The organism is Paenibacillus sp. BT-177 (assembly GCF_025846815.2).
GTDB lineage: Bacteria > Bacillota > Bacilli > Paenibacillales > Paenibacillaceae > Paenibacillus > Paenibacillus polymyxa_C.
In genome coordinates, this window is sequence record NZ_JAOYTP010000004.1 from 139122 (window position 1) to 159518 (window position 20397).

Genomic DNA, 20397 nt, shown 5'->3' on the forward strand with positions numbered 1-20397 from the left:
TCACAACCTCCTCTACATCTTATTCAAGTCTCTTATCTTCCATTATAAACCACTCTGCGTCCATAGACTATTTCCTTTCATAAATATGAGAGTTTACGAGAACTCTCCGTCCCTTGAGACCTGCTTGAAGGTGACGAGAGCTATGGAATGAAGCATTATAGAGTAGTGTGCATAGCGCTGAGGAGTGATTTTATGGTTTTCTATTGTGAATTTTTCATATGTTGAAACAACATAATAACACTTAAAAAAGTATCCCTCGGCCTTCTTCTGAAAGCTTCGGGATACTTTTTGTGAAATAATGTAACTTTATCGCTGAATCAAGCTTGCTTTTGGAAGGCTGGCGGACTTCCAGCCGGGCGGGGACGAATCCGAAGCCCCACGATCCATTTGCCCAAAGGCAAATGTGCCAGCAACCATGTTCCAACAAGAGAAAAGATTATACAGAGAACGAATGAAGCCAGTGTACGAAGAACGTGACTCCAATCTGTAAACAACGTTCCATCAAAATAGTAGGTTACGCGCAGCATAAAGGCGTGCATCAGATATGCTCCATAGGACAACGTTCCCATGACGGTCAGCATCCGCGCCGCACGTCCTCCCTTGTGAGCAATCCACGTTGCTACCCGATAAGCTACAAAAATAGACGTGATGCAATATACAGCCATAACCGGACGCAGCAGAGACAAATAGTTAAAAGAAAGGACCGTACCTCGCGGCGTCTGGAACTGACCGATCATCTCATACAGCAAGTATCCTGTAATCACGATAAAGAGCGGCCAGTATATCAACTGCGCCTTGATAACCCAAGCATTCCAACGCTTGACATTCATCCCAGCTGCCGCTCCTAATATAAAATAAAAGAAAAAATAGATCACATTCCGGTCAGCGTATATGGTAAACCAAGAAGAAATGACGGGAAGCTGGAGCTGATCCATCACTTGATATACGGGTCCCACCGCCAACATAAGCAAAATATAGAGGACGCCGAATCCAGCCAATGCAGCGGGTCGCCATGTTGACGGCAGTAGCGCAGACAAACGACGTACAGCATAACGAAACACGGGAAATAACACATAACATTGGATAATCATAATGATGTACCACAGATGATAGCTGCTTTTCCCGTTCAACAGCTTCTGGAAAAAATCTAACGGGTGAATAAATCCTCCACCTTGGGCAAGCTGATTCCCCAACTCGTATAAAAGAGACCATATGATATAAGGAACAATAATGTCCATGAATCGTTTACGTAAAAACGTTCCATACTTTAAGGCCCCATCATAATTGTAAAATAACACCATTCCAGTAATGAACACAAACACAGGTACTGCAAATTTGGAACACAGCAGTAATAGGGTCATTACAACTCCGTCTTGGATGCGCGCCCCCGGCGCAACCGCATAGTGTGCGACGGAATGCTGAAGAACAACGGCTGCAAAAGCCAACCCTCTCAGCAAAGCGACTTCGGAAATTCTCTCTTTTTGACTCATGTCACTCTCCTGTTACATCTAGCAATTTATAAATCTATTATAACGACAATCCTGTAAAAATATATAGAGGGATAATGGTGCCAATGCCAAGCAAAGCATCATCTATCTTAGGTATATTCAATCAGTAGCTAGCACATAAAAGCAGCAGTCTCCTCACGGGGAGACTGCTGCTTTAGAAAACCTATAAAAGAGGACGGAGCCAAATTATTGTAAATTACGTTTCCACCAGCCATGTGATGGTTACAGGTTCCTTCTAGTATCTGTGTACGCATCTGTCCGCGTATCCGCCACCGTATCATCATATGTTCTGTAACGATCCGCATTCAGAGAACGGTTGGTGCGGAAAATATCGTATACATCCCGGTGGTGATCAGCGGAATCTACCAGAACCAAAATCTTGCCCTGATCGACGTATGTCTCGTATTGACGAGCATCATCTTCTGGAATGCCCAGTCCAACCAGTCCACCGACCAAGCCACCTGCTCCCGCTCCGACAGCTGCTCCCGTAAGGGTAGCCGCGATAGGTCCAGCAGCAAGAATAGGTCCAATACCCGGAATCGCCAGAGCCCCGATGCCTGCCAGCAAGCCAGCGACGCCGCCTACAACACCGCCGGTAGCCGCTCCTGTAGCCACGCCCTCTGGTGCTTTGGTGCCTGTCTCCTCACTAATCGTCCTGAGGTCGTCACGGTCACGTGTAATCACAGAAATTTCACTGCTTGGGATTCCTTTGCTCTGCAATTGTCCAATCGCACGAGATGCTTCTTGCTCGGTATCAAAAACACCAACAATTTTCTTTTCATTATAATCGTTTAAGTTATTAGCCATGATAGTTACCTCCCAATATGTTGTTGTTGTTGAGTGGTTCGTTTTTTTATTACCCCACTATCCTGACGTTTAAACGATTTTACAAAATTCGCAATGATGTCTACTTCAAGTTCGGCTTCCGATCATCGCTTAGGTTTTGCTCTGTTAGTCGCCACAGCTTCTAGTGGATCATCCGGCCAATAATGCTTGGGATATCTGCCTTTTAGGTCCTTTTTAACTTCAAAATAAGTCTCGCTCCAGAAGCTGGACAGGTCAGATGTCACTTGCACAGGTCGCTGGGCAGGTGATAATAAATGCAGCACAATCGGCACACGTCCACGTCCAATACGGGGCGTATCCTTCATGCCGAACAGTTCTTGTAGTCTCACTGCCAGCGAAGGTGCCTCAGGTTGCGAATAATCGACAGGAATACGAGAACCACTAGGTACACGTATATGCGTCGGTGCTTCCTGTTCAAGCTGCTGCCGCTGTTCCCAATTCAACCTGCCAAGCAGCAATTCGCTACTGTCCAGTCGTTGCAAATCAGCTAAATTTTTTGCTCCAAGTGCAAAAGGCAACAGCCACGATTCCAGTGAATCCAGTAGCGCAGATTCTGAGCTGTCTGGCCATTCCTCGGGTGCTGAGAAATGCATAAAAATCAAACGTGCCTGCAACTGAAGAGTTTGCCGATTCCAGGACAGCAGTTTGAGACCACGTTCCCGGACACCCTGCATTAAGGCAGCCGCGATTTCCTCTGCCGGAGGTCGCTCGTAAGACGTCTCCTTTAAGATGAGCGAGCCCAGCCGAATTACCTTGCGGGCTCTCACGGCTGAAACGGAGCTATCCCAATATACATTGGCTTGTTCCAGCAGTAAATCGCTGCAATGCTGGATCAGCTCTTGCAGTTCAATCGGTGCCGCCAACTGAATGGCACCATCTGCTCCCTCGTCGTCTACTTCGGCGGCGACGAGATAGGGCGAACGCGACATCCACTCCACTTGTCGGAGTCGCGCCCCCCGGCCGCCGCTGAGTAGAAAGCGGCCATCCCCTCTGCCCTGCGCGATCCGATCCGGATACGCGAAGGCCAGCAGCAGCCCGCAGGCCGCGGAGCCGTCAGGCTCGTCCTGCGCTGCGGCTGCGTCCGGCAGCATGGCTAGCAGCTGCCGACTCTCCTGCACGATACGTCGAATCACCGTATCGTCTGCCGCCCCCAGCAAGCTATGCGTACTGCGGGCGTGAGCCGCCTCGCGCAGAGCATCCAGCCGCGGGCGCAAATCCGTTCCGCCATGAGCACGGAACGGGTCCCGCTCTTGCAGCAGCGCCGCCAGACGGCTGGCAGTCGGAGCCAAGCCAAGGGCTGCTGCGCGCAGCAGCATGTGCCCGAGGCGCGGGTGGGTGCCCAAGGCGGATACCTCGCGCCCATGCGCGGTAATGCCGCCTGCTGTACCATCGGCCGCGGCCTCTAGGCAGCCAAGCTGACGCAGCAGACCTGTGGCCTGACGGTATGCCGCCTCAGGCGGGGCATCCAGCCAGGCCAGTTCGGCGGGTTCGTGCACGCCCCAGGTCGCCAGCTCCAGTGCAAGTGAGGCCAGATCGGCCGCCGCGATTTCCGGGCGGCTGGCATCTGGGAGCGCGGCATGCTCCTGCGCGCTCCACAGCCGGTAGCACACGCCCGGCTGAAGACGGCCCGCCCGTCCGCGCCGCTGGTCGGCGGAGGCCTTGGACACCTTGACGGTGGTCAAACGGCTCATGCCAGTTCGCGCGGAAAATACCGATTCCCGTGACAGCCCGCTATCAATTACCACCGTGATCCCGGCGATGGTCAAGCTGGATTCGGCAATTGAGGTGGCCAATACCACCTTTCGGCTGCCCGGAACCGACGGGCGTAGTGCCTCGTCCTGCTGCTCCAGCTTCATGCTGCCATACAGTGGAATGATTTTGACGTAGGCCGGTAAATTTCTGGACGTCAGCTCTCGTTCCGTTCTATGAATTTCTCTAGCCCCTGGTAAAAACACCAACAGATCGCCTTCATGAGCATGAAGCGCCTTTTCTACGATCTCCGCTGCAAAGGATTCTAATGAGGTTGACGAAGGCTTGGGCATATACAAGGTTTCTACCGGAAACACGGTGCCTGGACATTCCAGTAAGGGTGCATCTCCTAACAATCTGCATACAGGCTCTGCCTCCAGGGTGGCAGACATGATTAATATTTTCAAATCCGGTCGCAGCAGCGCCTGGCTTTGCAGGGCAAGTGCCAAGCCCAAATCTGCATGCAGGCTGCGCTCGTGATACTCATCAAAAATAATCAGACCGACTCCCTCCAAAGCCTGATCATGTTGCAGCATCCGGGTCAGCACACCCTCCGTAACCACTTCAATCCGCGTGCTTGGCCCTATCTTGGTATCCATACGAACGCGGTAACCCACGGTCTTCCCGGTGGACTCACCCAGTGCTTTCGCCATTTGTGCTGCTGCCGCACGCGCTGCCAAACGTCGCGGCTCCAGCATAATTATCTTTTGCCCTGCCAGCCACGGCTCATGCAACAGTTCTAATGGTGTTACTGTTGTTTTCCCCGCTCCCGGCTGTGCAATCAGTACCGCCGCTGAATGGGATAGTAACGCATGTTTAAGCTCGGGGATGACTTGCATAATAGGCAACTGTTTATCTGTCAATGAAATCTCTCCAATGATACGCTTGTGGCGTAGAATCTAAGTTTGAATTTCTTTATTATTCTGAATTTTTCACTACCTGTAATTATTGAAAAACGAGTAAAAAATGTTAAGCTGGTCCCCAGTACAGGGATTTCACCTCGACCTGTTGTGCCTAAGTTTTCTAAATCTATTATACAGATATTTAAATTTCCGTCTGGTCATCGCAAGTATGCATACTTTCTGGTGCTAGCTCCTATACCTGTCGAGATGCACTCGCGCCAAGATCGTTTTATAATATGGTTAATAAGGATTGCTGAAGGACGGAATATAGAAACACGGGATACAGAATCGAGGTAACTTTCGTATGGAATTACAAACTCAACCCATTAGAGGACGTTTTGCCCCAACACCATCGGGATGGATACACTTAGGAAATGCTCGCACCGCCTTATTATCCTGGCTGCATGTTCGTTCCCTGGGCGGAACCTATATTTTACGTATGGAAGATATTGATATGACGCGAGCTCGCAGCACATTGGCGCAAGGAATTATGGAGGATTTGCGCTGGATCGGGCTGGATTGGGACGAAGGACCCGATATTGGCGGTCCCTACGGTCCTTACACTCAAAGCCAGCGGCTTGAAAGCTTCCAATCTGCATTGGAGAAACTTCAGGGGCAAGATTTACTGTATCCTTGTTTTTGCAGTCGGGCAGACATTATGGCTGCCGCCCATGCTCCGCACGGACTGTCTGGTGAAGGACCCGCATATTCAGGGGCATGTCGTAATCTTAGCTCTCATGAAGCCCTGGCTAAAGCACAGCATAAACTCCCTTCACTTCGTTTTAAAGTACCGCAACATCCAGATGCTATTATTTCTTTTCATGATCAGGTAGCTGGTCACGTATCCTTCGCTGCAGCGGAGGGGGGCGATTTTATCATCAAACGGGCAGACGGCATGTTTTCCTATCAGCTTGCCGTCGTCGTCGATGATGCGGATATGCATATGACCGATGTGCTGCGCGGCTATGATCTTCTTGATTCGACTCCCCGCCAGCTATTGTTATACCAAGCTCTCGGCTTGCAGCCGCCGCGTTTTGCACATGTTCCCCTTGTCCTGGGTCCGGATGGACGAAGACTGGCCAAGCGACATGGTGGCGTAGCACTCCGAGCCATGCGCCGGCAAGGAGTTACACCGGAAGCCGTCATTGGCTGGCTCGCCTACTTTTCCGGGCTGCTGGATACTCCCGAGCCTGTGAAGGCTGTGGATTTAATCGATGGCTTTCATTTGGACAAACTGCCCAAAGAACCCGTCATCCTAACGAAGCAATGCCTCATGAAATTATCTGCACTGCAACGGTAATGGGACAAAGCACGGAAAGCAAAATGTACGGGCAAGGGCATTCAGCCCTTGGCTCCTTTCGCTTCTATTCCTCCAGTCGCTGACGCACAGCAGACTCATATTCATAAAATACAGACGACGTATTCAGCCCTCTTTCCTCCAGCAGCATCCGAAGACGAAGCGATTTTTCAGTCAGCCTGCGACTGATCCGCTTTTGCTCTCCTGCCTCATGGCAAGCGTGAAGCAAGTCACGTAGCTGGACACATTCCTTTTGCAGCTGTAGCTCTTCTGGTAAAATGCCAGCATTTTTCAACAGCTTATATGACATCCGAAGCTCCTCTGGAACATGTGACAAATCCTCAATCACCAGTGGCTTGCCCGCTCCCGGCAAATGATCAAATTCACCTTTAGCCATCGCCTCGGCAATCTTCTGCTCTGCCATTCTAGAGAACATTTTCATCCACTCCTTGTATTAAGCATCCTATGTACAATCTATATTAAATAAACCTGGAGTCCTTTGCCACTGTAGCTTACATATTATGAGGTTGTCCTGTATTTCTGTAGGAGAGTGATGGTTATTCTTCGTTTCCAAGCAACTGACATACTTGTTTTCTATATTTTTTGGCCTTGCGTGTTCCATGAATGAGATTGGATAAGCGGCTAGCAGGAATATGATAGGTCTCACAAAAAGTTCTCTGATCCATTTGAATTTCAACTAGCTTTTGTTTGATTTTCCATCCGAAAGGGGTTACAGGATTTCGTTTGTTCAACAGCGTTACCACCTCTTCATAGTATAGAATTTAGGATCTTTATTGGAGTTTGGAGTTTGGAGTTTAGGGGTTAGTATTATGACTTCAGCAGCACGTCATGCACTCATTTGTTAGGATTTCATTTTGTATATTTGGCATTAAATAAATAAAATGTTTAACAATGTTGACATGACTAATTCATTTCCCCATGTGCATTCTCACTAGTAAATGATATAGAGGTCCCTTGCAAAAACTCTGTTTGATCTTTTAATAACATGAAAAATCCCCTGATGTTGATGCAATCAAGGGATACCTAGGTTCATTTTTCTCGTTTTGATAATGCGAAGTTGATTATTCCTCCAAACACAATTCCTATAAAAATTGCATAGATGCCCATAATGTTTATCTTATAACCCAAAGCGTAAAATAACCCTATACCTATTGCGTAGCTCAACAAAATCGTTGCAAAACGCTTTAGAAACTTACTCATGAAAATCCTCATAAGCAACTCCCCAGTTATTTTATACTTCAACCATAGTAATGTTAGTTAATTATTGCATAAAAGTAAGGGGGAATTTGTCGGATAAGGAATTCTTTAAAAAGAAATTTGCACTATTTACTGCTGGGCGGTTCACGAAACAAGACTTCTTTTTTCATATCTTCCAAGCACTTACAGGGAGTGCGACAATGACAGATAAACCACGTAACTGGCAAAAAGATATATTTCAATCCACGCACTCATATAGAGTGCGACAGCGAAAATGTAGGAATTAATACCCTAACGGTATCAATTCCATATATTTTCGAAAAAAACGATGCTTAAAAAGCTTGAATCGACTATTGACTTCTAACGATAAAATGAATATAAATCCATTTCGACAAATTTCGAGGTGCGAAGGATCTGGGGTTTTTATGTGAGCTTCACATTTGCACCGTAAGTAAGAATACACTTAAGATACCACAAAACATCTCTCTATCCCAGATATTGCTCCATTTTCTAAAACAATAACGACTCTGCCCCGTCAATCACAATTTGTGCGCCAGTGATGTGACGCGAATGATCAGATGCCAAGAATGTCACCAAATCAGCAACCTGCTCGGGTTGCCCCGGTCCATCTGCCAACGGCTGATCTCCTTCAGGAAATTGCACAGGGATGGTAATCTGCTTTAACCCTTCTGATTTCTCCGTGGTTTCATCAATATTCGTCGAAATAGCCCCTGGATAGATGACATTGACACGAATACGGAACTTGGCCAGCTCCAGGGCTGCCATTTTAGCAAAACCGGTTTGACCTGCCTTTGATGTGCTGTAGGCTGACATCCCAAAGCTGGTAAAACGCTGATTTCCATTAATCGAGCTTGTAATGATAATGCTGCCGCCACCGTTCTTTTTCAAATGTGGTATTGTGTACTTCACCGTCAGGAAGGTTCCATCCAGATTCGTTGACAATGTTTGCCGCCAATCCTCAATGCTCAGCTCCTCGATCGGTCCGACGACCCCGTTAATCCCCGCATTGGCAAAAATGATATGCAGTCCGCCAAACAATTCAACCGCTTCCAGAACTGCTTTTTCCACACGCACCGGATCGGCAATGTCCACGTCAAAAGCCCGGGCTGCCCCTTCACGTATGGCATTAATTTCTCTTTCCGTCTCCAAAATACGATCATTACTTACGTCAAAAAGAGCGACATTTGCTCCTTCTCTAGCCATTTGAATGGCCGTTGCCTTACCAATGCCAGAGCCAGCCCCCGTAATTAGAGCAGTTTTACCTTCAAACCGTGCGCCTCCTGCATATGTGTAGCTCATATGTATCGCTCCCTTTCAATAATCTGTATAATCACAAGATTACCCAAAAGGGTACACTTTATAATCACCATTTTTGCGCATTTTTTGCTGTTCCGTTGCGATATTCAGGAAAAGATCGAATATTTCGTGCATTAGTACTTCTTTTCTTCTTCTCTCTCGCTACATTCCGTAAATATCTTGCCTATTCGTAATTTTCTATAGATTGATCAAAAAAAGGACGTTCTACAACCATAAATAATGGATGCATACGTCCTTTGGCTTATTCATTTACCACTGCAGCTCAATAAATGCAGCATCATCATCAAGTCCCCCGGTATGAGACGCATCGAGCAATACCTGTATTTGCTCATCAGGGACAGGCTCGCGAATAGGATCTAAATCGGACAACCCGTCCGTATATACCTGTAATCTCATCGGCATATCAGCGGGAATGCTTCTTTCGTACCAATGCGGCTTCCCTCCAATCGGCCCACGATTTGTAGACCAACGCTCCGCAGTAGAGAAGGTATGATCAAACAGTTCGCTGATTTCTTCCGCACCGTTCCACAATCGCAAACGTGAATCTCCTTGCCAGGCAAGTCGGAGACGACCACGGGTACCTCGTTTCGGCAGTTCGATTTTACCGCAAATATACATGGACTGGCTTCCCTGACGACGTTTATCTTCCAGTACTGAACGCATTAAGCCTGATTCGTGATCCAGAGGCTGCCGATCCAGTTCCTCAGTAGCTGCACCTGCCAGACGCTCAAGATACTCCTTCAATTGATTAGCAGACAGATCCTGCCTCTGTTCCATCCAATCCAGTAAAGAAGACCCTAGATAGCGGGCTGCAAAATCTCCTCGGTAACTGAGCCCGACACCATCACACAAGACAAAACAACAGACAGATTTATGAATACGTACTGCGGCAAAATCCTGTCCGCTTTCCCCCATGCTGGCAGATTCAGCAGACCTTCCATAGCCATAACGACACATAAAGCGACTGTGATGAGATGATAAAGGCTGATCGCCTGTCTGAGAGCTTATGTAAGCAAATTGCTGAGTCAGCCTTGCATTCAATCCTTTTTTTTTGCTCGTGGGGAGCAGGGACAGCAGTGGATTCATGCTTTTACCTCCTTACCGTACAGGCGTTGCAGCTGACATTTGAAAACCAATGGACACCAGTTCCGCACAGGTTCCAGGTAGCATCATAATGGCTCCTTCACCTAACTGATAATCTGCCTCAAACAGCATTTCCCGATAACTTTCAGGAAGTACAGAAGACATATTACGTAATTTCACAGCATGTTCATCCTGCAACGGCGTATTATGCGTCAGCCCTTTCCAGCGACGTGGGTCCTGAATAGGCGTTTCCAGCAACCTGTCGGATAAAAATATATTTTCCACCAGTACATTGCCGTCTGGTACACTCATGTTCATAATGCGCTTCGCAATCGGTTCCGGATCATCGCCTGTGGAAACACCATCTGTCATATGGCAGACCAAAGGTGCAGGACAATCCTGCATCCCTGGTAATTCCGCCTGCAAAATACGTTCAGCTTGCAAGAAGGCTTTTGCTGAATCTGAGAATCGTTTGGGTGTCAAATCAGGCAACGAACCAATGGCCGCAATTTCATCAATTCCCTTGACACCATTCAGCAGGTCATACACGTCGTCACTATAAGCCAAAATTGCAATCCGATAGCGCGCAGTCAACCGATTTCCCTTGGTCGATCGGAAAACCATCTGTCGAATCGCTAGCGATATAGCTTCATATACAACGTCAATACGCCGTCGCCCTTCCATCAGCATGTTCATCGACGCGCTGATGTCAATCAGGTAAATGATCAGGGCGGGAGTACGTTGTGAAGCCTGTATTGTATAGTTCATGTTTTGTACATGCTCCCCTCAGTTACCTTCGATCTGTCTCTGTTTCCTAATCTATCATTCTTCCATATATAAACATATGAAACATCAAATTTTAGGCAGTCTAAAATTCGTATCTCCTAAAAAGTTATAAATAGAGGAAGCCCGATAGCCCACTTCACCTACTGAACGATAATAAGAAGGATTACTGTCATATAATGCTCTAAACCGTTTGGCAAAGCTCTTTGCCTTCGTCGTGCTTCCACCTTCCTGAGAAGCATACGCCTTGTTGTACAAGGAAATAAGCTGGAGAACATTCTCCTTGTTACGTGCCTGTATAGCGTCTTTTCGCTTTTTTTCCGCCTCAGCTGCTGCTTTACGAGCTGCTTCTTCCTTGGCGGCACGAGCTTCCTGCTCCTTTTTCAAGGCCAGGTATTTTTCATACTTTGCCTGTTGATCATATGCTTTTTGCTTCGCCAACTTGGCAGCAGCCTGCTTGTTTTGTTCCTTTTGGGCGAGATAAGCTTCATATTTAACCTGTTGAGCGATCAGAGCTTGTTGTTTCTTTTGCTCTTCCTGTTGCTTTTGAGCAGCAAGAGCCTGTTGTTTGGCCTGCTGTTCAGCTTCCTGCCGTTGTTTCTCCGTTAGCGATTTTTGAGCGGCCTCCTGCTCAGCTGCCAACTTTTCCTCGGCCGCTTTTGCAGCCTTCAATGCCTCTTCTTGCTTTGTAGCCTCGATTTGTCGCTGATTAGACTGATCTGCAAGAATACTCACAGTTGGGATTCCGGCTGCCAAAAGAACAACTGCGGCCGAAGCTGTAACGATAAACATTTTGGAGCGATACCAGGCTTTCGATTTTTCAGGTTGCTCTGGCATCTTGGGATTCAGCTGCTCCTCCAGTCCTGTAATCGCAGCCGACACCTCCACATGCAAAGGACTGCCGTCTTCTACAAAGTGATACAACGAACGATAGACTTCCAACGCTGCAGCAGGTTTGTTCTGCTGCTCCAGCTCACGCGCCTGTCGAAACAGCTTGTCCGTTACTCCACGCTCTCCCTGCTCTAGGACCTCCTGATTTAGCAATGCAGCCTGTTCAGCTTTGAGCGGTGCAGGGGTTGCCAAAGAGGATACCGTTTCACTTGAGGGCCCCGCCGCCGCCGATTCTATTGTTTCTGTCACAGCTGGCTCAGTTTCTATAGTCTCAACAGGAATTTCCTGCTCAGTAACCGCATTAAGTACAACCAACCATTCGCCAAAGGTAGGACAACTACTTAAATCCTGACTATCCCAGGCACGACTAAATAGTTCTACCACCTTGCTGCCCCAACGGGATTCAAGCGATTTCCGTAAAATAAAATAACGTTCGCAAGGCGTCTGCATTTCATGCTGATCAAAATAACTTTCGCCCCACGCTTTATCGACCACCACACGGTCAGACCAGCCTAGCATCTCCCCAATAATGATAGCCCCTGCAAAACGGTCTGCATATGCACTCCATAACCCGCTGTGAACGGTACGATGTGCAGCATACCCTGGCGATCCTGCCAATAGTGCATCTGGACGATCCATTTTGGTGCTATACATTTGCTCCACGTCTACCAATTCGACAGCTGACGTGCCTTCAGGCAGTTCCACTTCAGAAAAAAACGGAAGCATAACATTAGGCGCCGATAAATCACAGTGAGCCAATCCTTTTTGCTCCATCGCTGAACCGATCCCTGCCAGTGCTCTGGCTAAAGCCAGACTATCGGAAGCCTCAAGCTGACGCTGATCTGTGAGACAATCGAACCATGTCATACCATGAACCCATGGCATCAGCACCGCGTACAGCAAATCAGGCTGCTCAGCGATCAGACTTCCGTTTCTTTCTGGAGTGAGCACATCACGCTTGCATACCTGCAAACCGGGAATATCCCCGTATGTTTCCATATGCTCAGATTGATAAACCATAGCCGGGATGCGGAACTTCGGAAAAAACACTTTAAGGGCTTTCGCCTCATGCGGTGCTCCGTTTTTGGCAATCAGCTGGTATACAATTCCCTGCCTCCCTGCTTGTGCATAGGCTAAACCGGGTGCAGCGGGATGTCGTCCAACCACATAAGCTGTGCCGTTTATGATCAATTCGTCTCCCGGATTCGGTTGAAAAGACATGAAACATCCCTCTCCTTATATCGTTCAGTATGCTAGTTTTCCTCACCTTATTATATACGTCTATGGATGGCAAGAAAACCGGGTATCCGAAGATCGCCCGGTTTTTCCTGTACAATCTGTGCCAAACCGTGAGGAATGGGTTCACATATTGCTTCTTTATAGAGTGATATATGATAAGTTAATGCCGATCAGGCATGACAACTTATTTTGCTTGGTCAACCGTACGGAATTTGTTAGCGATAGCTGTCAATTCTTGGCTAATGCTATTCAAAGTCGTTACGAAAGCTTGCATTTGTTTGCTAGCTTCTTGGAACTCTTGGAAAAAGCGTTGTTTAGTCATACCTTCCCATTGACCTTCCATACCGGAGATGGATTGAGTCAAGCTAGAAACGATCTGCTGGCTTTGCTCACCACTTTGTTTAAATTGGTTAGCTACCTGATCAACCTGTTCTGGGGTAATTAAAATGCGTCCTGCCATTTTTTGCGTCCTCCTTGATGATAAAAAATGTTTTTGTTTAGCTGGTTCAAATTGTACTATGGCTATTTAATTCCCTACAAAAGGCAAAGGACCTAATTGCAATAATCCCACTTTTTAACTAGAAAACAGCATCTAACAGTACAATCTTAATAAAACAACCACCTAATAAGTCCCATATTAGTCCCATAAAACCGGGAATGATATAACAAATTCATATGGATTTACAAGTCGATCCAGATCATCTCGGAACGATCCGAACTAAGCGACAGGCTGATCTCTTGCTATAGACGGATCAGTAAAATACCAATCCTGCGGACTGCTAGAAGACGCCTGCTTCAGAATATCCTGATGCAGGGTGCCTACATCCGAAGGCTGTACACCTGCAATAGCATGTACGACAGACTGCGGGTTGGAAATTAGACCGCTTCCTTCCGAAGCTTGCCCAGGCAGAATAGACGGTGATTGTTGATTCGACCAATCGAGCATCGTGACGGGTCGTCCCAATGGTTGGCTGGCAAATGGCAGAATCGTTTGATAGTTGTGGTCAACAGACTGAAACTGCTCTGCCTTTCGGTTCAGTTGTGTACCTGATGTATGGAGATAAGCATGAATCTGTTCTGACATCCGCTTGGCTTGCATCCACTGATTCAAGATCGCCTCACGTGCAGATACATCCCAATCCAGCGATTGTAACGCCTGCTCCAAACCTGCTGTTAACTGTTGAATTTGCTCCGCCGCATGCTGTAGCTGCCCGCTAAGCCCCCGAAGCACATCCGGTTCAACTCGAATGCGCATATCCATCACCCTTCTTCTGTCACTTCTTCAGTCACTGCCGACTGTTTCAACCAATTCAATAATAAATCCACAAACTGATCTCTTGAAGCCATAGCTGCAATCAACCAGTCTCCGTTACCCGCAGAGCTCATCCGAAATATCCAGTTCATTGCAGGACACAGGACAAAAGCTGCCCGTTGTGACTCCCACTCTCTGCCGTTCCAGACCAGCAATTGCAATTCTCCCTCGGCTACACGGGAACTCAAAGACTGAGCCAGTCTCATCGCCCCCTCTTCATCTCCGCTAGCTTCGGTTAGCTTACTGCTGATTTGAGACAAACTTTCTCCAGCAGATTGCTCGTAAATTTTATTAAAAGCCTGCTTGGAAAACATAAGCGCGGGAGATTCAGGTACAAGCCGATCAACCCAGCCCATTTTATCAATCAATGTTTCGCAAGCCTTTTCCACATTACCCAGATCGTACAGACGATATTCATCGGGTTCGTCAACAGATTTCACAAGCTCCACCACACGCTCATTCGTGCAATGAAGATAGCCTTCAAACTGCTTACCTCCCTTTACATAGCGTATACGGCAAGCCCTGTTGGATAATCCCGCGATAGCAACTCTTGAAAAAACGGTAGGAGGCATAGCCAGCTCTTTGCCCTTATCGGCCTGCTTCAGATAACCCTTTTCCAGAAGAGCAGCTTTAACCTGCTCCCACTCTTCCGCCAACTCCTCTGCTAGATAGCCCTTAAACGGATCTTCCACCCCAAGCAGTCTGTCAGAACCCAATACGCCTGCCAGAAAAAACAGTTCCTTTGCCTTGAGGGTTATTAACTTCTGCTTGGAAGCTTGAAACGTTAACATTATGAGCCACCTCCCTTCAAACTACAACATGCCATCGGTCACGAATTTTCGTTATCCAATCCTCACAGCTCATTTGCTCTGAGAAGGGAATCGCCGCTTTTATCCTGGTAAATTTGCGTCGTACGTAGTATCCCTGCCCAGGAGGCAGGACTTTTAGGCCACCAGCAGCAGCATTTGCTTCCGAATAAGGGATACGAAAGAACGATAAATCATTCGAATCCAGTGTTCCAAAAAGCATACCGCTTTGGCTTGCCTTGACATCATTAAACCAGTCCACACCAAAGGTAGGGAAATCAGATGGCACACCCGATAGCACGACATGCACATTGCGATCACGTCCCAACCGTACAATGGCGGAAAGCTGATCCTTTATCATAAAATCGTTCAGTTGCTTGCTTAACATATCCGCATCATCAATGACCAGGAGCAGTTCGGGATCATTCCCATCCTTGCTCCGTTGTTGAACGATATCATGCACCTGTTGTACCAGAGGTCCCATTTCCTCCTCGCTTTCGGCAGCAGCCTTGACATGAGGAAGATGTCGTAATCGGGATAGTCCCCCGCCTCCATAGCGTGTATCGATCGTATAGACTTGCATTTGATCCGGTGACATGTAATAAGCGAGCGAAATAATCCAACTCATCAGGAAGGAGGTTTTTCCACCCTCCATTGGACTACCTACGATAAAATTAGGCCCTTCTTTCAAATTCAGGAGAAAAGGCTCAAGATCGTCACTCTGTAGGCCTACAGGTACTTCGTAAGGAAGCGCACCTGATGGTCCACTCGTCCGATCCCACTGCTGAAGTAATTCCAACAGTGGAACCCGCTCAGGCAATGGGAGAATGGCGGGTGCGTGCTTGCCCTTCCATCCCTGCACAATGCCAGCGATATTGCGACGCAGTTGTGCTGATCGTTCCGCCTCATCTTCTCCTGGTGAAGGCAGTGCCGTCTGGAACTCCAGCGGAGGAACATGCCCTTTAACCAGAGCCCGACCCGGAATTAACGGTCCTGGTGTTTTGGCTGGTCGTCCTACCGCATAATAGTAGTCACTAGGATCAGCCAATTCGAAAGAAACAGCATTAGGTATGTTACTGCGGAACTTCTCAAACACATCGGTAATCCGGTTCGCTGTAATGATAAACGTGATACCTAGACTGCCTCCTTCACGCAAAAGAGATTCCAGCAGTTCATTTTCATCCGGATAGGCATTTCGAAAATTAAGGTATCCATCAATAACTACGACAATTTGCGGAACATCCTCGACAGCAGAACGTCGAAAAGAACTTATTGTTTTGACGCCAGCCTCAGAAAGCATTTCCTTGCGTAGGGCCACCATCTTGAACAGATAGCGGAACAACCGTTTAATCCGGTCATCCTCCTCGGCCATCATAACAGCACCGATTTGTGGAAGCTCTCCAAAGTCGCGCATGGTTCGACCCATATCAATGATATAACCGTTCCAATGATTCGCAGCGTAACGCTGAGCCGCGGACATCAGCAACGTATGCAAAAAGGTCGTTTTCCCCATGCCCGGCATGCCATACACAGCCCAATGACCATGATCCAGCGACGCATACATCGGCTCCTGCCGTTGATTCGGCAAATCATCGACCAGCCCAATAAGAGACTTGAGCTCCAAGGATGATGATGTACTATCTATTTCGGTACATTGCGGTAGATTAGTTAAATCCAACATTTCTGGCAGCGGCGGAAGCCACGGTCCCTGAAGACGTTCGATTCCTGTCTTAGCTGCTTCTTTTGCAATATAATCAATAAATATTTGAAGCTGTTTAGGAGCTTCTTCTCCCTTTAAGCCTGAGCTTGCCCGTTCGCCACCCGTCAATAGCGCTTCACGTTTCCCATTCAGTCTTACTTCATGAACAGGTAAGGCAGAAGAAACGTCTCTGTTGCCTATATACGGCGCACCGCTCCAAGCAAATTGCATTTCTTCAAACACTTCGTCGCTACCCACTTGAAAATATCCTCGTCCCGGCTTCGTTATCCACGCGGCATTCGGTATTTTCAACATATCACGGCTATCACCTTCACTTTGCACCCGCAAGCAGATCCGGAACCTGGAGTTACTCCAAATCTTATCATCTACAACACCAGCAGGCTTTTGAGTCGCCAAAATCAAATGGACACCTAATGTCCGCCCAATTGCGGCAATACTGATTAGCTCGTCCATAAATTCTGGCTGATCCCGCTTTAACTGTGCAAATTCATCAATAATAATAACCAGATGAGGCAGCGGTTGTTCCTGCCGCTGCCGGAGTAGTCTGTAATATTCATCAATATGTTGTAAATTGCCCGCATCGTTCAATATCTTCTGTCGACGAACTAGTTCTGCTTTAAGAGATATTTTAGCACGCTCAATCAAATTATTGTCCAGATTCGTGATCGTGCCCACAACATGCGGCAAGTTAACGAACGTGTTGGACATGCCACCACCCTTGTAATCGATCAGCATAAAAGCAAGATCATGCGGGTGAAACTCAGCAGCGAGCGAAGCTACGATAGACTGAATAACCTCACTCTTCCCTGAACCTGTCGTACCGGCGATCAAGCCATGGGGACCATGACCTTGACGCTCTATTTTATCATGCAGGTTAATCATAATCTTTTTGCCGCCTGCCCGCACGCCCATCGGCACGGGTAATGTATCAGGATGGCGGTTACGTCGCCACCGGTCTGCCACATCCAGTTCTTCCACACTTGCTACACTCATCATATCAAAAAGAGGCAGAACAGCGGGAATATCAGAAGCCGAAGAACGCTTCAAACGAATAGGCGCCATGTACCGCGCCAATGCATCGGCTTCCTCTTTGGACAAACGATCCGGTTTAAAACTTTGCTGTTCAACCTCCGCTGATTCTGATTTAAGGGCATATACACCCTGTTCCTTAGAAGCCTCCACAATCAGCTGACACTGCATTGGCAAAGCTTCTTTACGAGAAGCCAGCACAATCGTACACGCATCTATGGCTCGGCCGTCCTCTAGCAACAACGGCAGCAAAGGTTCTTCCTCAATCAGTTGGGTATCAGATAAAACAATGACGTAACACGGGGCTTCCATCCCTTTGCCCTGACGTTCATTGCGATTATTTTTTCGGCGGTTCAATCTGGCAAACAGAAAGTCAGCTAATTGATGGGCGCTACTACTGCGGTCTGACATCATTCTCTGGATTCGGTCATCATCCCACACATGCGGGAGCCAGCGCATCCAAGTCCATTCACTTTCCTCTCGCTCATCATAGAAGGAGGCAATTTTCACTTCATCCGGCGAATGACGAACCGTCACTTGTGCCAAGATGACTCTTAACGCAGCCAGGGTATGCTCCCGCTCGCCGACCAATCCAACCACTTTGGATTGAAACAGCGGTAATGTGATGGAAGCAGCGTCCACCAAACGAAATTCTTCCTCCAGCTCATCTGCAGCCCCCAACAAGGGATCACGGTCATAACCGTCAGGTCGTGGAATTTGCAGTTTAATATGAAAGGGAACTTGTCCAGTCCCGATACGTACCTGCAAAAAATCTTCATCCTCTGGTGATCGTTCCCAAAGAGAACTGTTGCGGTTTTTTACGATTTGAGTGCATATTTGCGGATCACCGTGAATTTCATATAGTGTGCGAATTTGCTCTTCGCGTTTCATTTCGAGTTCTTCACGATGCTTTTGGAGCTGTTCCCGATACATTCGGTCCCGTTCCTCCAACTTGCGCTTATATTCCTTCTTATTATTTAAATAGACGAAAAAAGGAATCGTATAAGATGTAAGCATCATGACCACAGTGACCATTTGGAACATCAAATAGTTACTGTTGCCCATCTTGCCTGTTCTGCTCATATATACGTAAAAGCCTACAGTCACCAACGTCATCATTAACGGAATAAGTATAGATATAATAGAAAAAGACGGCTTGCTCGGCTCAGCCGGAGGCCGCAAAATCTCCAGCTTCTCCTCCCGGAGGGCCGGTCTTAATCTCGGGGATCGCTGGTATAATACATTCAAGACAAAAGTCCCCCTTTTCGCTTACTATTTCATTTTACCAAGGTTTCATATTATTTCATGTGTGTATTTACCCATTTTTTTCAGTTTGAAACAAAGAACGCCTTCCATATACAGGCGCCTCGTCCTGAGTTGTCGAAAAAGCTCGCTGAATGCGCACAGTACAGCCTTCCCGCAAACCTGCTCCTGTGAGTAGCTGGTTATCCTCCACTCTGAACCAAAGCCCTTCCGGGAATTTTGCTTCCATAATATATTGCATGCCTTCAGCCGGAGGCTCACCAAAAATACGCACACCCAGCATCAATTTTAAATGTTCCACCGAGTATTCATCAGCCACCTCAATATCAAACCACTCTGTTTCCTGTCGTCCTGAAAGCACGGTCAGGATCATCTGTCATCCCTCCCGATCCTTAATTTATACAGCAATACTCACGCAAAAAGCCTATTTCTACGGAAATATGGCTATCGTAACTGTAGCATCCGTCTATTATACTGTCAATTTGTTACAAAATACCCACACTCAAAATAAAACAATGACTTTAGGCATGCTTAAAATTAATAGTAGAGTCATATGAATCAAAAATAGATATTTACAAAATTTAATTTGCGTGCTTACGTCATTTTGTCGATTAGTTAGAACTAAATTTGATTGTTACCCAAATTGTTGTGAACACTTTGTAAATTTTTCAGACCTTTATGTTTTTATAAGGTGTTTTTAAGGTAATTTTAAGAAACGGGCACTACAATAAAGCCATGAAATAACTCAGGTGAGGTGATTTTTGTGAGAACATTAATTACATTTCAAAACAAACGTATTCCCGTATACTTCAATCAAGAAAATAAGCAACCGGTACAAAAAACCTTAAAACTTCTAAGTAATACTTTGGAGAACAAAATCTCCAGCGGCAAGCGTGCCCTTCAAAAATGTCTTAACTCTTTGATCAGTATAGAGATTGTCGGTTGTGAAGCCATCCTGCATAGCGTTAGTGAAAATGATTCATTGGCATTGTCCCTCTATTAAGAGGGACTTTTTTTGTTTGCATTAGACACAAAAAAGAGAGGGGCATTTCAGGCACCCTCTCCATATCAGCGGTTTTGAAACATGCTACATGTGACTTACCGCAGCCTATGCATTTGATCAGACTCTATTTATAGTATTCTGCGATAACCTTTTTTACCGCCTCGTTCCTTATTCTGCGCCTTCTCAATTCGTATTCTAAACAGTTCTAGTAAATTAGCGCGTGTATGCTCTTCCCGGCAGTTGTCCAGCTTTTTTAAGATAAAACGGTCAATGGACATATGACTCAGGCTCCTTTACAGCAAGCTGCCCCTGCTTTTCAAGGGGATGGTCAGGCTATCCATTTTTAACCATTCCGCCTGTTGTTCAAACACGCACGCTCTGACTAGGATAAAGCAGGCAGGATTACATAC

The 20397-nt window shown here is 47.0% G+C and carries 18 protein-coding genes; 2 read left to right on the forward strand and 16 right to left on the reverse strand.

Features of this window, described 5'->3' with window-relative positions; translation table 11 throughout:
* Nucleotides 1–317 precede the first annotated feature (317 nt).
* The 3 genes from OIU26_RS14160 to hrpB all read right to left on the reverse strand — a co-directional run bounded on the left by OIU26_RS14160 (nucleotide 318) and on the right by hrpB (nucleotide 4966).
* Complete coding sequence (locus OIU26_RS14160; RefSeq protein WP_264217201.1) at nucleotides 318–1490, reverse strand: acyltransferase family protein; 1173 nt, start codon at nucleotides 1488–1490, stop codon at nucleotides 318–320.
* Between the two features lie 240 nt (nucleotides 1491–1730).
* Entirely contained in the window at nucleotides 1731–2315 is a 585-nt protein-coding gene (locus OIU26_RS14165; protein ID WP_013370825.1) for a general stress protein, read from the reverse strand.
* A 122-nt stretch (nucleotides 2316–2437) separates the two neighbouring features.
* Nucleotides 2438–4966, reverse strand: coding sequence for an ATP-dependent helicase HrpB (gene hrpB, locus OIU26_RS14170; RefSeq protein ID WP_264217202.1), 2529 nt, complete (start codon nucleotides 4964–4966; stop codon nucleotides 2438–2440).
* A gap of 343 nt (nucleotides 4967–5309) precedes the next feature.
* On the opposite strand from hrpB, the gene gluQRS reads away from it, so the two are divergent.
* The gene (gene gluQRS / locus OIU26_RS14175; RefSeq protein ID WP_165079971.1) at nucleotides 5310–6305 is read left to right on the forward strand and encodes a tRNA glutamyl-Q(34) synthetase GluQRS; all 996 of its coding nucleotides are present in this window, start codon (nucleotides 5310–5312) and stop codon (nucleotides 6303–6305) included.
* A 64-nt stretch (nucleotides 6306–6369) separates the two neighbouring features.
* On the opposite strand, the gene OIU26_RS14180 is transcribed toward gluQRS, so the two are convergent.
* The 12 genes from OIU26_RS14180 to OIU26_RS14235 form a co-directional block, all read right to left on the reverse strand.
* A complete protein-coding gene (locus OIU26_RS14180; RefSeq protein WP_165079972.1) occupies nucleotides 6370–6744 on the reverse strand; it encodes a DnaJ family domain-containing protein in 375 nt (124 codons plus the stop codon).
* Between the two features lie 115 nt (nucleotides 6745–6859).
* Nucleotides 6860–7054, reverse strand: a complete 195-nt coding sequence (locus tag OIU26_RS14185) for an XRE family transcriptional regulator (protein ID WP_264217203.1) — start codon at nucleotides 7052–7054, stop codon at nucleotides 6860–6862.
* A 298-nt stretch (nucleotides 7055–7352) separates the two neighbouring features.
* On the reverse strand, nucleotides 7353–7523 hold the full coding sequence (locus tag OIU26_RS14190) for a GtrA family protein (RefSeq protein ID WP_264217204.1): 171 nt from the start codon (nucleotides 7521–7523) through the stop codon (nucleotides 7353–7355).
* Between the two features lie 507 nt (nucleotides 7524–8030).
* Nucleotides 8031–8840: an SDR family oxidoreductase gene (locus tag OIU26_RS14195; RefSeq protein WP_013370790.1), complete on the reverse strand. Its 810-nt coding sequence runs from the start codon at nucleotides 8838–8840 to the stop codon at nucleotides 8031–8033.
* A 267-nt stretch (nucleotides 8841–9107) separates the two neighbouring features.
* Nucleotides 9108–9944 (reverse strand): hypothetical protein, encoded by an 837-nt coding sequence (locus tag OIU26_RS14200; RefSeq protein ID WP_264217205.1) that lies wholly within the window; start codon nucleotides 9942–9944, stop codon nucleotides 9108–9110.
* Between the two features lie 12 nt (nucleotides 9945–9956).
* On the reverse strand, nucleotides 9957–10709 hold the full coding sequence (locus tag OIU26_RS14205; RefSeq protein ID WP_013370788.1) for a vWA domain-containing protein: 753 nt from the start codon (nucleotides 10707–10709) through the stop codon (nucleotides 9957–9959).
* An 84-nt stretch (nucleotides 10710–10793) separates the two neighbouring features.
* Nucleotides 10794–12836, reverse strand: coding sequence for a hypothetical protein (locus OIU26_RS14210; protein WP_264217206.1), 2043 nt, complete (start codon nucleotides 12834–12836; stop codon nucleotides 10794–10796).
* Nucleotides 12837–13038: 202 nt separating this feature from the next.
* The gene (locus tag OIU26_RS14215) at nucleotides 13039–13314 is read right to left on the reverse strand and encodes a WXG100 family type VII secretion target (protein WP_007430133.1); all 276 of its coding nucleotides are present in this window, start codon (nucleotides 13312–13314) and stop codon (nucleotides 13039–13041) included.
* 258 nt (nucleotides 13315–13572) lie between these two features.
* Complete coding sequence (locus OIU26_RS14220; protein ID WP_264217207.1) at nucleotides 13573–14109, reverse strand: WXG100 family type VII secretion target; 537 nt, start codon at nucleotides 14107–14109, stop codon at nucleotides 13573–13575.
* Between the two features lie 5 nt (nucleotides 14110–14114).
* Nucleotides 14115–14957: a hypothetical protein gene (locus OIU26_RS14225; RefSeq protein WP_264217208.1), complete on the reverse strand. Its 843-nt coding sequence runs from the start codon at nucleotides 14955–14957 to the stop codon at nucleotides 14115–14117.
* Between the two features lie 16 nt (nucleotides 14958–14973).
* On the reverse strand, nucleotides 14974–18969 hold the full coding sequence (gene essC, locus OIU26_RS14230; RefSeq protein ID WP_264217209.1) for a type VII secretion protein EssC: 3996 nt from the start codon (nucleotides 18967–18969) through the stop codon (nucleotides 14974–14976).
* 67 nt (nucleotides 18970–19036) lie between these two features.
* Nucleotides 19037–19357 (reverse strand): hypothetical protein, encoded by a 321-nt coding sequence (locus OIU26_RS14235; protein WP_013370783.1) that lies wholly within the window; start codon nucleotides 19355–19357, stop codon nucleotides 19037–19039.
* 390 nt (nucleotides 19358–19747) lie between these two features.
* On the opposite strand from OIU26_RS14235, the gene OIU26_RS14240 reads away from it, so the two are divergent.
* Nucleotides 19748–19987, forward strand: coding sequence for a hypothetical protein (locus tag OIU26_RS14240; protein ID WP_013370782.1), 240 nt, complete (start codon nucleotides 19748–19750; stop codon nucleotides 19985–19987).
* Between the two features lie 128 nt (nucleotides 19988–20115).
* Here OIU26_RS14240 and OIU26_RS14245 read toward each other — a convergent pair whose 3' ends face one another.
* Nucleotides 20116–20265, reverse strand: coding sequence for a hypothetical protein (locus tag OIU26_RS14245; protein WP_023988262.1), 150 nt, complete (start codon nucleotides 20263–20265; stop codon nucleotides 20116–20118).
* Nucleotides 20266–20397: the final 132 nt, after the last annotated feature.